We start from the raw sequence: 13,352 nt of genomic DNA, 5'->3' as shown, positions 1-13,352 counted from the left end.
GGCGAACAAGCCGTAACCAACCAGATCTGGATCGCGCTGATTGCGTATTGCTTGCTCATACTGGTGAAACTGGAAAACAAGGTCGGACACAGTTTGTTGCAACTCACACGCTGGTTAACGAAGGTACCATAGAGATGCTTGTTCTGTAAATGCTGTTTCATCCACTTGAAAAACGTCTCGATCGCCCAGCGTCTGCGGTACATCTCACTGATTTCTTCACTCGTCAGGTCGAAGCGGTTGGTCACCAGAAAGAGCAAGTTACCCTCCGAATCTTACGACTGGATCATCCGCAGTACATGCTTCATTTTCTTCTGCTGTGAGCCGATTCGGACGTGCCAATCGGCCTAGACCTTGCTGCCTTCAGGGATACCGAGATCCTCTAGCGGCCTCGATATGCGTATTGCTCTTCAAACGTGTCACGAACCAGATGCCGTCAAGGCAGTAACGATCAAAGGCGGAATAGTCGATGTAGCCGCGATCAAAGACATACGTGACGCATTTCGAAATTCATCAATTGAATATTGAAAGCCGGAGTGTCGCCTTTACGAATAAGAAGGGAGGTGAAATTGAGAATAAGCTTGGAGGAAAGAGGTGATAGTTTTTTTGCTGACGTTATTCTTTTTAAAAATTTGTTAAATTACAAACCACAAGGAGGATAATATTTTATGAAGAAAAAAATTTTAGCCGTCATTCTGTTACTGCTTTCCTTTATTCCAATTATTCAGGCAAATGCTGCGGATATGTTAATCCCTAACTACAGTTTCGAGTCAAATCTGACCTCTTGGACGCAAAATTTTGGTACAGGCGGGATTACGGCTTCCACAGCACAACAACATTCTGGGGCTAAGAGCATTAAAATTACGGATACATTAAATACCGGTCAATTTGGAATCCAGAGCGCCTTTATGAGTGCAACCGCAGGAACCACGTATGAAACTTATGCATGGGCATATATTACTAGCGGCGCAGCGGATTTGTATCTTAGGTATTACGATAGTTCCCATACGCTAATTACATCTACATATGTGAGTAAAAGCTCTCCGACCAATCAATGGACTTATTTGAAGGCAAGGATGACAGCGCCTGCGGGAACAGCCTATTTAGCGGTATTGCTATATTCAAACAATGCTAATGTTGGAACTGCTTATTGGGATGATGTGACTGTAACAGCTGAATTTACTACACTCGGGCCTCAGGTGACCAGTGCTTCAATTCACGCTGCAACATTCGGCAAGGATTCAGCCAACAATGACATGATTTATGCTGTAGTTGACGGAGCTTTGGATGGGACCACACAAGCCAGGCTAGTTGCGATTAATGCAAACACATTAGCTGTCGCCAATTCATTTACGCTGCCGGGCTCCTCAGGCGGATGGGCTGCAACGACGGCAACAGATGGAAAAGTTTATGTTGGGGCCTATACGAATGGCCATCTATATCAGTATACTCCCGGAGCTGCAAGTGTAATTGATTTGGGTCAAGCGCTAGCAGGCGAGACATTTATCTACGGCTTAACCCCAGGGTTAAGTGGTAAGGTTTATGCGGGAACTTTCCCTAACGCACGTCTATTTAAATATACCCCAGGTACAGGGTTTGCAGGAATCGGACCGACACCCTTTAGTCCCGGCTCGGTTTATTCCCGGGCGGTCGCCTACGATGCTGCAAATGACATAACCTATGTCGGAACAGGCACAAATGCCCGCTTGATGAGATTCGATAATAAAACAGGCACTAATGTGAATATATTGCCTGCGGCCTATAGCAGCGAATCTTTAATCTACGGACTCAATGTTTCGGGCACCAAAGTATTCGCACATATGAGTCCGAGCACCAGCGTAGTCGTAATGAATGTAACCTCGGGTGGTGTCGCTACTTTAGATGCTGTGATCCCTTCTATGACCTCTACCTATGTATCTCCAGCCGATAACGGATTAGTTTATTATACAAAAGACACAACATTATACTCTTATAATATGGCCAGCAAAGTCTCCACTTCCTTATCCTCCGGTTTTGGGGTGAATCCTTATGCTTTTGGCATTCTTACATTAACCGATCAAGTGAATTACCCCGGAAAATCTGTGGTGGGAATCGGAAATTGCAATGGAATACTTTGCGTAAGCAAATACGACATCCAGACAGGCTATACTGCCTACGCCCCTCTATCCGTCTCTGAATCGGTATCTGGAATTGAGAGCATTCTTGGGGGAGCGGACGGTAAAATATATTCGAGCGGTTATCTGACCGGCGGAACCGGCATCTACACCCCCTTGAGATCCGACTTGAATACACCTACTTTGCGCGGCGTGGAACAAGCGGAAGGGATGACGACCTTGAATGGCAAGAATTACTTCGGCGGCTATCCGGGGGCCATCATCTACGAGCATGATCCAAATTCAGCATGGGTAAGTGGCACGAATCCTCGTCAAATGTTTAGCCTTGAGGCGAATCAACAGGATCGGCCTTTCGGCATGGCAAGCGGGGGCGGATTGCTTTTCATCGGCACAGCGCCTGAATACGGCATTCTCGGCGGAGCACTGACTATATACAATCCGGCCACATCGCAATATACCGTACATCAGAACATTGTGAACAAACAAAGTATTATTGCACTGACGTACTTGAATGGTTATGTTTACGGCGGAAGCTCTGTATCGGGGGGCTTGGGGATAGCACCGTCACAAACGGAAGCCAAGCTTCTTAAATACAAAGTGTCTGATGGAACCTCAACGGTAATTAGCTTACCCGTTTCAGGGTTAAAGGCAATTACTGCTGTAACAGTTGGACCCGATGGGAACATATGGATGATGGCAGAAGGATATCTATTCCTTTACAATCCGACGACAAATGCATTTGTATACTATTACAACTGGTTTCCTACAGTGTCCTACAATCCGACAGCAACCGCAACTATGGTAAGAGATGCCACTCTTATAAGTGCCAAAGATGGTAATGTCTATGGAACCATCTCGGGACTGAAATTATTCAGAATCGTCCCATCCACGATGTCAATGACGGTTCTTGATTCAGGAGGGGCCATTGGTTTGAGCCCGGACTGGTTCGGTAATTTATATTATTTCACCGGTTCTACTCTGAAAAGATACGCATTCTAGACAGTCAAGATAATTTCAAGAAAAACCGTCAGGGAAGATCGCCCTGACGGTCCTTTGCGTTCGTGCTGATGAGTTATTCTTCGACGTCCCCCTTACGGACATCCTCAATCCTGTACTCGTAACCATGCACGCCTTTGTAATACTCGGGGTACATCGCTCCTCCGCAAAACCCGCACGAAAACTGCGGCGACGCCATCGGATCCCCGATATCCATCCTGTCAAAGCTTCTCACTGCGTCATACGGGATCTTTTCCTGCTCCTCACACTGCAGGCATATGTAATTGCCGGCCATCTTGTCGCGCAGAAACTTGCTCAGCGGCGCGCTTCCCTCGAGGCAGACTTCTCCCTTCTATTCATAATAACATTGACACTTCGGACAAGTCATCGGGTCGTGTCCTGTCTTTTCTTTCACTTGCTCGCTCCATGTTCTGCGCCCAAGCATGCGCTTGGCTCGTACGATCCATTTCCGTGCGGTTTGCTGCCATTCACTCACAAGCTTTTTACACAGCGCCTTGATTCGACGGGCATATACCCCGTAATACCTTATGGTCTTAAAATTCGCGTCCGGGATCAGCCGAATAAGCCGCGCTATGAATTCTTCCACGGTTACTCGCTCTGTCTTCTCCTGCCCATCTATCTTGTCATGGTACCTGAATTCCACATATTCTCCGTCATAGCTCACGATCCGGTTTACCGCAATCGCCGGTCTTCTGATGTAGCGGCCTATGAATCCCAGTTGGGCTTTCACATTCCCTTTTTGTTTCGGCGCATACACATAAAAGCCTTCCCCATTATTTGCGTAGGCTTGTTGCAGCCTCGGCTGCACCTGCTTCTTATCCCGTTCATTCAAATTTTGACGAATCAACTTCAGCACGACCGTCTGCCACTGGTCGTCTCATCCGCATACGCGATGTCTTGCTCCAGCAGACGCGTATGCAAATGTCCGTATAGCGCCCCGATCCACCGCTCTGCCCCCGCAATCATCCAGTTCGCCAACGTCTGCCGGGAAAGGTTGATTCCCAAACGCTGAAACTGTTGCTCCTGCCGGTAAAGCGGCTGGCTGTCGACGTATTTTTGCGTCATCACATACGCAACCGCCGAGGGCGAGGCGATACTGCCGGGAAACGCCTGCGCCGGCATCGAGGCCGTGATCACCGGTCCCCGAGTGTCATTGCGCTCGCAGAACCGACAACCGTAGACGAACTGCACGTTCTCCACGACGCTCACTTGGGCCGGAATGATTTTCAGTTCCCGATGCACTTCCTTGCTCATCTCGTGCAAGGTGCCGTTGCAGCACGGACAGAACGCTTCTGTGTCCGCTAACCGGTGGGTGATCGTTTCCGACGACAAAGACGCCAGTTGCTCCTGCCGGGCGCCGCGCTTTTTCCTAAAACAGTTACTTCATCAGGTCATTCAAAAGATAGAAGTCCATCAAGATGGCTCTATCAAGATTCATTACAACATCGCCCACCCTAAGGGAATGGGTGAATTATTGCAAGGGGCTTAATCGAAAGCCCCTTTCCATTTAAGTAACACTGTACACTCCACATGTGTGGAGAGGAGAGACAAAAAAATCGATATCTCCAAACTAAATGATTAATGAGTCCTTCGAATGAGAGAGCAACATTTCAAAAGTCACTTAATGATATAAATAAAGTGCAAAAGGTATTCTAAATAATGTTAGGGGATGGGGAAATGAGCAAGTTAAAAGGCAAAATTGCATTAGTAACAGGAGCAAGTAGAGGAATAGGGCGAGCCATTGCACAACGCTTCGCTCAGGATGGACTTTTAGTAGCCGTGCATTATGGAAGGAACCATGATGCTGCAGAAACCGTGGTTCGTGAGATTGAGCAGATGGGCGGTTCTGCTTTCACAATAGGTTCTGTGCTTGGGTCTGTACAAGGCGTGAAAGATCTTTATGAAAAGCTAGATATAGCTTTGAAGGAACGTACGGGTGACACTCGATTCGATATTCTGGTAAACAATGCGGGAATATCCTTAGCAACATCCATTGAGGAGACAACGGAACAAGCTTTCGATGAGATTATGGCCATCAACGTGAAAGCGCCGTTCTTCTTGACTCAACAAGCTCTGCCGCGTATTCGAGACGAAGGTCGTATTATTAATATTTCGTCTGCAACGACGAGAATATCCCTCCCGGCTATTCCCGCATACAGCATGACCAAAGGGGCAATCAACACGCTAACGCTCGCCCTAAGCAATCAATTAGGGCCCCGTGGGATTACGATTAATGCAATCCAACCTGGATTCGTTGCCACGGACATGCAAGCTGCAACGCTGAAAGATCCCGACGGATGGAAGTTCGGTGCTGCTTTCTCTATTTTTGGAAGATGGGGAGAGCCAAGTGATGTGGCGGATATAGCTGCTTTTCTTGCCTCTCCTGACAGCCGCTGGGTAACCGGCCAATTGATAGATGCTAGTGGAGGATCCCATTTGTAAGTTTATCAGATGAAGTACTGGGATCGTTAACTGAAAATAATACAACAGGCTGCCGACTTAATCGATCGGTAGCCTTTAATTGCTTTCAAGATCAGTCGCCAATTAAGCTAATTATTCATACAGTGCACTATGAAGCTGCCCCCATAGACCTAAACCCATTTGAGATAAAACCCGATAGCCGCTTAGCTGCAGCTGCATACCGCCTGCATTATGCTGTGATACTCCGCTTAATAGGCCATCGTTCGTTAAATGCTTTACCAAATTCCGATAACATTGCTCAGCTTCCTGCAAATACCTGTCACCTATCACTTTCTCTTTAACTGAAATAGCCATTGCTGCTGCAATAGCTGAAGATCCAGAAGTTTCAACAATTGTATCCGGCCTATCTAAAAATACATTCCATAATCCATGTGGCTGCTGCCGCTTTAATACGAGTTCACTCATCCTTACAATCTCTTGTTGCAGCTCATCCAATTCAGGCAACTGATTATATACAGAATGCATGAGCGTGCAATAGGTTTTAACTAATCCTAAGTAATACCAGCCGTATGCTCTCGACCAATTTTTAAACGTATAGGATTGGGAATCAAGCATATAACGTAAATAGACATCCTGATCCGTCGTTAAATATTTTTTGCGAAGTAATATTTGCCCAATCGCTTGCTTCGCAAATGATTCATTTTGCGAGACTTTCGCTATCACCGCTAAAGGATAGGCGACTGTATAGCAACCTTCAGCAGAAACCATATCATGATCGATAATAAGCGCTGACTTGAGCATTCTTTGTTTAAAAAAAGCTGCTGCTTTTTCAATTAATGGGTGATGAGGATGGCGTTTAGCAATTATCGCTACGGGTAAGGTTGCTTCGATGGTAGTAAAAGAGCCATCTGCTATATTTCCATACAAATCTTCATACACAAGCTCTCCATCGGCTGTTACATATTGACCAAGATGTGTATCGAGCGCTTGATTAGCCTTCTCCGAGTAATTACCATACATAAAACTGTCTATGCCATCGAGTACACATCCCTCAATCCAGCCAAACGGCTGTATGGATTTAAAAGACAGCAGGCTATGAATAGCCTCTTCAATTTTAGTAGTTTCTGCAGTCATAACGAGTATATGCGGAACAAAAAAATGCTGATCAATGCTTTTGTTCTGATCATTAAAGATCCAAAGTTGCTGCATCTCGCCTGAACAGCTTAATACTAATCCCTCCGTAACAACCTTTTTCGCTGTTGTTTTATCCAGTATGAATTCAAAATATTGAAACACATAACTATAACGAACATCAATCGTACCAATGAGCTCACTGCTTTGCTTTAGTTTCACGAGTATGAGCTGTTCATCCCGATAATCCACAGCATTTGTAATGCGCAAACGATAATCGGCTACCTGTTCACTTTCGATGGCTTGCAGCGCATGATCATCCCAGTTTAAGCTTAATGAGTTCTCTTCATCCCCAATCACCGAAGCTGACCAACCTCTTGGAATATGCTTGCCAGCTGAAATACTCACCTCATTGGCAGCCTTGCATACGTGAGCAGCCAATTGTACTCCTGTATTTTTCATACCTGTATCTCCTCAACAATTAATCCTCTTGCTCCCTATATCGACTAGGAGTTAACTGAACAACCTTTTTAAATTGGCGATTAAAATTAGAAGCCGTGCTGTATCTTAATTTCTCAGCAATATCAGCTATTTTCATATTTGTATGCCTTAGCATATATTTAGCCTTTTCTATTCGATAATTAGATAAATAGTCAGAGAATGAAACTCCAACATCCTTTTTGAATACGCGACTTATATAACTCGGATGATAATTCAGCTGGCTCGCAAAATATTCAATACTAAGATCCTGATCGTACCGCTCCATAATCTCTAATGTCACAAATTGCGAAATATTGATTTCTGACTTTTGAATTTTCTTTCTATTCCATACGATTAAAGGCTTTACTAAATGAACAATTAGCCACTGTTTCGTTTCATCTACCAAATGAGAGCTTTCGAGCATATACAAAGGCAAACGATGCTGCTCAAGTACCATGCTTATGGATTCACCAGCATCCTGGATGATGCCTGTAAGGTTATTAAACAATCGATTCATGGCATGCTGATAATCACTATGATGATTGGCAAAGGAACAAATATGTTTAAGCAGCTCCTCTAATTTTGCTTCCGCATGCTCTTCATCTAATAGCTTAATCGATTCAATGAGCTGATTTTCTAATTCTTTCGGATAACGGAATAATTCCGAGTTATGCGGCTCTACTTCTTCAATACTTAAAATAGATTCATCCTCCAGACGAGCCCGGTAATAGAGCGCATGAATGCTTTCATCATAAGCTAAAGAGGTATATATCCAGTCGTGATGCTCACGGCTAATCCCGATATTTACAGCAAGCTTTAAGAAAGATTTAATATTATACTGCAGCTGCACCATTGCATTATACGAATAGATTTTTAACGAAACAGGGCTTTCAAGCGGACTACCCATAATAAGATGAATCATTTGGTTGTTTATTACCGGAGGCAATGTATACGCTTTATCAATGGTCTCGTCGATAATATTGCAAATAGCAAACAGCATTAAATCATAATCCTGAGCGGAGTACTGTAATTCTTGTCGATCAATTTGCAAGGATACAATGCTCCAGGTTTCCCAGTTCACAGGCAAGTATAGCTTCTCCAACTGCTCATCAATCGTACTGGTATTAACATGTCCTAATAAAAGCTTTATCACAAAAAATTCCTGTGCTTGCTTATACAGCTGATTCATCTGTACCTTTAACTGGTGCTTTGAGGTCGTAAGCTCACTGAGATGATCACTTATAAAATGGATCTCGTTATGATCAGGCTCTCCTTGATGTTTCGTAATCGAACGATACAACCTTCTAATTGGAGAAGACATATGATTAGAGAAAAAATATGAAGTTGCGATGACGAGTAAAATTAATATCGATACACTAATGATGGTGTAAAATTTGATGTTTTTGGATTTATTCATCAGTTCTTTAATAGGCGTTACTGATATGTAAATCCAGTCATTATATTGGGCTTTATTAAACTGAATGAGCAGCTCTTTATTGTCGATTGTGTCAATAAAATAGCCTTCTAACTGGTCAATAAGTTGGATTTCTTTGAAGTACGCTTGTTCAGTAACCAGACTTCCTACATCTGACTGTATAAGACTGGAAACCACTTGACCGTTTGAATCCACGACAAACGTATTGTCGCTGCTAGAATCTCCAGATAGCTGTTTATTAAGCTCGGTTAATGGAATATGTACAGAAATCAAACCATATGGATGGTTTGAATTTAATGGTATGTTTTTATTTAATTGAATGATGGATTTCCCATTTTCTTCAAAATCCAGCTTCCAGTAGGAGGACTTGCCGGTAGCACTCGCCAGTGTAAGCTCATGATAAATTTCAGATAATAGATCATCATGTTTATCGACGCGGACACGATTTTTCATTTTGTATACGGCACCGCTATCCACTAGCCAGTCTTCGTTGTAGCTGACGAGTTTAATATCTGTAATACCCAGCTCAAACACTTGAATTTGTACCAAGCTAATGATTAGTTTCTCAAACACCTCACGATTCTCGTAATCAAATGGTAAATCCAATACGCTTTGCATAGATATCGCATTGGTCGTAACGGGAGTAATAATCGTCTGTGTTGTTAACGTGTCGACTGTTTTCAAAACCGATTCAACTCTTGCTTTATTTTGCTGCAAAATAAGTTTATTGCTTGCGGTTAACTCCTCTTGTAATACGGATGCAGATTTATGGAATGATAGGTATCCTAATAATAGAATTGGGAAAACACCAATCAGACAGCTAATGATGAGCATTTTATTAAAAAAGCTTCTCGGCACAAGCTTTATCATGTTGTTCCTCCCATTTTTTCACTATCATACCATAGATAAAAAGCGTCCAAGAAGAGGATCATATCTCCCGATAGAATCCCCTGCTTGGCTATTTATCTATTTATTTTTATAAAGCTCAGAAAATTCTTTAGCCACTTTCGAACCACCTGCTTTTTTCCACATCTCTACAGCAGCGTCAAAGCCAGCATCATCAATTTCGCCCATCACATATTTTGTTTTTGCATCCGAAATAATTGTTTTCAGCTGCTCATCTTTTTCGATTTGTGTCGGTGAGATTAATCCATTTGATGGATTGGAAACACCAACTGCAGCATACTCAACCATGCGCTCATTTAGCATTTTATCCGTATCTGTTTCACTAATAGGATACATAACGGCATCTGTCGTAATTAGATTTTTCAAGTCATCAAGATTGAATTGCTCTTCGGCTGGCTTTAATGCATTTTCTTTTACAATTCTAACGAATTCAGCCTTCGCTTCATCACTATTTACCGCATTAAAGTAGCTTAATACTTTTTTCAATTCTTCTTCCGTTTTCACGCTTGTTTTTGGAATTAAAGCTCCTCCAAAATTTCCAGTATCAGCATAGGCCTTATTGTTAACAGGTGGACCTACTGTCATATCATAGACGTTTTTCGTTTCTTTCATTTGTAAATAATAGAATGGCACAACCGCGTCAATTGATTCGATAGTTAGACCAACCCTGCTATTATATAGATCCTTTCGTGCTTCATTACGTACTATAATTGCAAAGTTTTTATTGATTAATCCTTCAACATAGAGCTTCCGTACGAATGCTAATGCTTCGCGGAATTCTTTTGTCTCAATGTCTTTGACAAAGTTTCCACTGTCATCGACCTTCCACTGATTTGGCGCTCCAAACCATGAGAAGATTTCAGGAGATATAACGTTCTCATAAAACATGAGACCGTAGGTGTCATTGACTCCATTTTTGTCAGGATCTTTATCCTTGAATGCTTTTAGGAGGTTGTAAAATTCATCTGCCGTGGTTGGCTCTGACATTCCAACATTCTCAAGCCAATCCTTACGAATGATGGTTCCCGGACGAACGAGTGGACGAGGTCTCGGAATAACATAATAACCTCCATTAATCGATAGATTATCTAAAATTTGCTGATCATACTTTTTCAGATTAGGAAACTCATCCAAATAAGGAGTGATGTCCCAGAACATTCCAGACTCAATTCCGTTAATTACCGTTGTAATGAATGGATTATCTACCATAATTGCTTGTGGTAATTCACCAGAGCTAAGCGTAACATTTAATTTGTCTGCGTATACATTGAAAGGTACATAAGTGATGTCTAAGTCGGTATTTGTAATTCTTTCCGTTTCCGTTACAATTGGACCATCGTCTGAAGGAGCTGTGTTGGAGAAGAATACGTTCATCATGGATACTTTGTTTTTTTCTTTAGATCCCTCGGATGACGTACCGCCAGTTCCCGTAGAAGAAGTACCGCTAGTTCCTGTTGTTGGGGTACCACTATTGCTTGAACTGCAGCCACTCAAAACAATCGATACTCCCAAAGTAGCACTTAATACCGTAGACCAGAACTTTTTCTTCTTCATGTATTGACCTCCATTATCATTATCTATTTCCAGCTCGCCAATGTAGAAGAAGCTGGCGATGCTACAAACCAATCGGGAACCTACAGCCAAATATACAGATCCTTATCATCTTCTTCGAGCTCGCCTTTTTCCAAGCCCTCATCTTCGGTGTTATGATCAAGTTTTCCTTTAAATAGCTTCGTATTGGGATCTACAAGATGTTCGCCGGTCATTAGATCAAATTCCCATCCGTGCCAAGGGCAGCGTACAATCTCATTCTCTCGTCCATATTCATATTCATAAACAAGAGAAGGAAGCCTTGTGCCGGTAATAACCCCTCTACAAACGGGTGCACCGAAATGGGGGCAGGCATTTTTCCAGGCATAATATTGCCCATTCACACGATAAAGTCCAAACTCCGTGTTTTTCACTTTCACGATTTTGCATTTGCCCTCAACCACTTCCTCTTTCGATGCCACTAAATATTTCTGCATTTCAATTCTCCCTTCATTAGCCTTTAACAGAACCAATTAATGCACCTTTAGCAAAGTATTTTTGCAGGAAAGGATAGACACAAAGTATAGGTAAAGTTGCTACTGTAATGACCGCCATTTTGACGGTTTCAGGGGGAATAGACGATTCACCGTCAACGGAACCCTGTTCAACAAAGCCAGCTTGAGAAACCATTACAATTTGGCGCAGCAATACTTGTATGGGCCATTTTTCGGTATCATTGATATATAAAATAGCGTGAAGATACGTGTTCCACTGAAATACCGCATAAAACAAAGTTAAAGTAGCGATTGCTGGTAACGCTAAAGGCAACATAATACGGAACAGCAATGTTAAATCTCCACAACCATCTATCTTAGCGGATTCTTCAATCTCTTCGGGAATCCCTCTAAAAAAGTTAATCAGTATGATTAAGTAAAAAGCGATTATAGCTCTCGGAATAATAAGTGAAGCGAAATTATTCAACAATCCCAACTCTTTAACGATCAAGTAATCTGGAATCATCCCGCCCGAGAAGATCATCGTAAAAACAATTAAAAACATGATCGTTCGCTTAAAATGAAATCTGCGTCGAGACAGCGGATAACCAAGCAACGTCGTCATTAACAAACTGAACAATGTACCTATAACCGTGATTTTTATTGTTATCCATAGACTCGCAGGCAGAGCATTCGTTGAAAAAATGTATCTATAGGCAGATAGCGAGAAGTCTGTTGGAATTAACAAGAAGCTTCTCGAGTTATACTCTTCGACTGAAGCGAAGGAGCTGGAGATAATATGAATGAATGGAATAATGGTAATCAGTGCAAATATAGTAAGCAGGCTAATATTAACGATATCGAAGGTATATTTCCCAAATGATTTTTCCTTCATTAATACAGTCCCTCCTCACCTAATTTTTTGGCTATCCGATTCGCCATCACAACAAGCAGCAAGCCTATGAGGCCTTTAAATAAACCAACGGAAGTAGCATAGCTTAGTTGACCGCTTTCAATACCGACTCGATAAACATAAGTATCAAAAACTTCAGCTACCTCTCGATTTAAAGAATTAACTAACACATAGACATGTTCAAAGCTGGTTTCTAGAATATCACTCAGCTTTAATAAAAATAGAATGACAATTGTGCTGCGTATACCGGGGAGCGTGACATGCCATATTTGACGAATTCGGCTTGCGCCATCCATTCGCGCGGCTTCATACAGCTCTGGACTAATCGCAGATAATGCAGCTAAGTAAATAATCGTTCCCCAGCCTGTATCCCGCCAGATCACTTGCAAAATATACATAGGTCTGAATAGCTTCTCACTCATCATAATCGTAAAGTTGTCAACGCCATAAGAAGATAATAAACTTTGCAATAGGCTGCGTTCGGATTCAAAGATAATAAAGAACATAGAAACTACGACAACCCAAGACATGAAATGAGGAATATAGATGATGGTCTGAATCGAGCGTTTAAACGCCTCTTTTCGAATTTCATTTAGCATAATGGCAATTATAATGGGAGCAGGAAAAGCGAATACAAGCTGAAATACAGACAGCATCAATGTATTACGCAGAAGCATCCAGAAGTCCATATCTGTAACAAGTCGTTCAAAATGTTTAAGCCCTACCCATTTGCTGCCCAAAAAACCGGAGAATGGATGGAAGTCCTGGAATGCAATGATGACGCCGCCCATAGGGAGATACTTGAATATGATAAAGTACAAAATACCAGGAATGGCCATTAAATAGAGCCAGTAGTCTTTACGTATGTCTTTTATCACTTGCAATGATGGCGCTCTCAAAGTACCCCTCCTTTT

The 13,352-nt window shown here is 42.5% G+C and carries 9 protein-coding genes and 3 pseudogenes; 2 read left to right on the top strand and 10 right to left on the bottom strand.

Annotated elements, in window-relative coordinates:
* Positions 1 to 128 precede the first annotated feature (128 nt).
* Positions 129 to 272, bottom strand: a pseudogene (locus IEY46_RS37205) (transposase); the annotation flags it as partial.
* 393 nt (positions 273 to 665) lie between these two features.
* Between IEY46_RS37205 and IEY46_RS03565 the strand changes: the two are divergent.
* Complete coding sequence (locus IEY46_RS03565; protein ID WP_188989185.1) at positions 666 to 3,110, top strand: carbohydrate binding domain-containing protein; 2,445 nt, start codon at positions 666 to 668, stop codon at positions 3,108 to 3,110.
* A gap of 73 nt (positions 3,111 to 3,183) precedes the next feature.
* Here the strand turns inward: IEY46_RS03565 and IEY46_RS36240 are convergent, their stop codons facing one another.
* From IEY46_RS36240 to IEY46_RS03550, 3 genes and pseudogenes are all read right to left on the bottom strand, one after another.
* The gene (locus IEY46_RS36240; protein ID WP_229750042.1) at positions 3,184 to 3,324 is read right to left on the bottom strand and encodes a hypothetical protein; all 141 of its coding nucleotides are present in this window, start codon (positions 3,322 to 3,324) and stop codon (positions 3,184 to 3,186) included.
* Between the two features lie 138 nt (positions 3,325 to 3,462).
* Positions 3,463 to 3,999: pseudogene (locus IEY46_RS03555) on the bottom strand (transposase); the annotation flags it as partial.
* A pseudogene (locus tag IEY46_RS03550) lies at positions 3,999 to 4,499 on the bottom strand (IS66 family transposase); the annotation flags it as partial. The pseudogenes IEY46_RS03550 and IEY46_RS03555, both read right to left, overlap by 1 nt.
* A 306-nt stretch (positions 4,500 to 4,805) precedes the next feature.
* Between IEY46_RS03550 and IEY46_RS03540 the strand changes: the two are divergent.
* Entirely contained in the window at positions 4,806 to 5,570 is a 765-nt protein-coding gene (locus tag IEY46_RS03540; protein WP_188989180.1) for an SDR family oxidoreductase, read from the top strand.
* Between the two features lie 111 nt (positions 5,571 to 5,681).
* Here the strand turns inward: IEY46_RS03540 and IEY46_RS03535 are convergent, their stop codons facing one another.
* From IEY46_RS03535 to IEY46_RS03510, 6 genes are all read right to left on the bottom strand, one after another.
* Positions 5,682 to 7,142 (bottom strand): glycoside hydrolase family 88 protein, encoded by a 1,461-nt coding sequence (locus IEY46_RS03535; protein ID WP_188989178.1) that lies wholly within the window; start codon positions 7,140 to 7,142, stop codon positions 5,682 to 5,684.
* Positions 7,143 to 7,161: 19 nt separating this feature from the next.
* The gene (locus tag IEY46_RS03530; RefSeq protein WP_188989176.1) at positions 7,162 to 9,465 is read right to left on the bottom strand and encodes a helix-turn-helix domain-containing protein; all 2,304 of its coding nucleotides are present in this window, start codon (positions 9,463 to 9,465) and stop codon (positions 7,162 to 7,164) included.
* Positions 9,466 to 9,561: 96 nt separating this feature from the next.
* Positions 9,562 to 11,055, bottom strand: coding sequence for a type 2 periplasmic-binding domain-containing protein (locus IEY46_RS03525; protein WP_188989174.1), 1,494 nt, complete (start codon positions 11,053 to 11,055; stop codon positions 9,562 to 9,564).
* Between the two features lie 80 nt (positions 11,056 to 11,135).
* Positions 11,136 to 11,528 (bottom strand): Rieske (2Fe-2S) protein, encoded by a 393-nt coding sequence (locus IEY46_RS03520; RefSeq protein ID WP_188989172.1) that lies wholly within the window; start codon positions 11,526 to 11,528, stop codon positions 11,136 to 11,138.
* 16 nt (positions 11,529 to 11,544) lie between these two features.
* Positions 11,545 to 12,420, bottom strand: coding sequence for a carbohydrate ABC transporter permease (locus IEY46_RS03515; RefSeq protein ID WP_188989170.1), 876 nt, complete (start codon positions 12,418 to 12,420; stop codon positions 11,545 to 11,547).
* Complete coding sequence (locus IEY46_RS03510) at positions 12,420 to 13,277, bottom strand: ABC transporter permease (protein WP_188991652.1); 858 nt, start codon at positions 13,275 to 13,277, stop codon at positions 12,420 to 12,422. The genes IEY46_RS03515 and IEY46_RS03510 overlap by 1 nt, the downstream gene beginning before the upstream one ends.
* Positions 13,278 to 13,352: the final 75 nt, after the last annotated feature.

The organism is Paenibacillus nasutitermitis (genome assembly GCF_014641075.1).
GTDB classification, from domain to species: domain Bacteria; phylum Bacillota; class Bacilli; order Paenibacillales; family Paenibacillaceae; genus Paenibacillus_Z; species Paenibacillus_Z nasutitermitis.
Note: the sequence above shows the minus strand (reverse complement) of the source record. Positions and strands in the feature narration are given on the sequence as shown.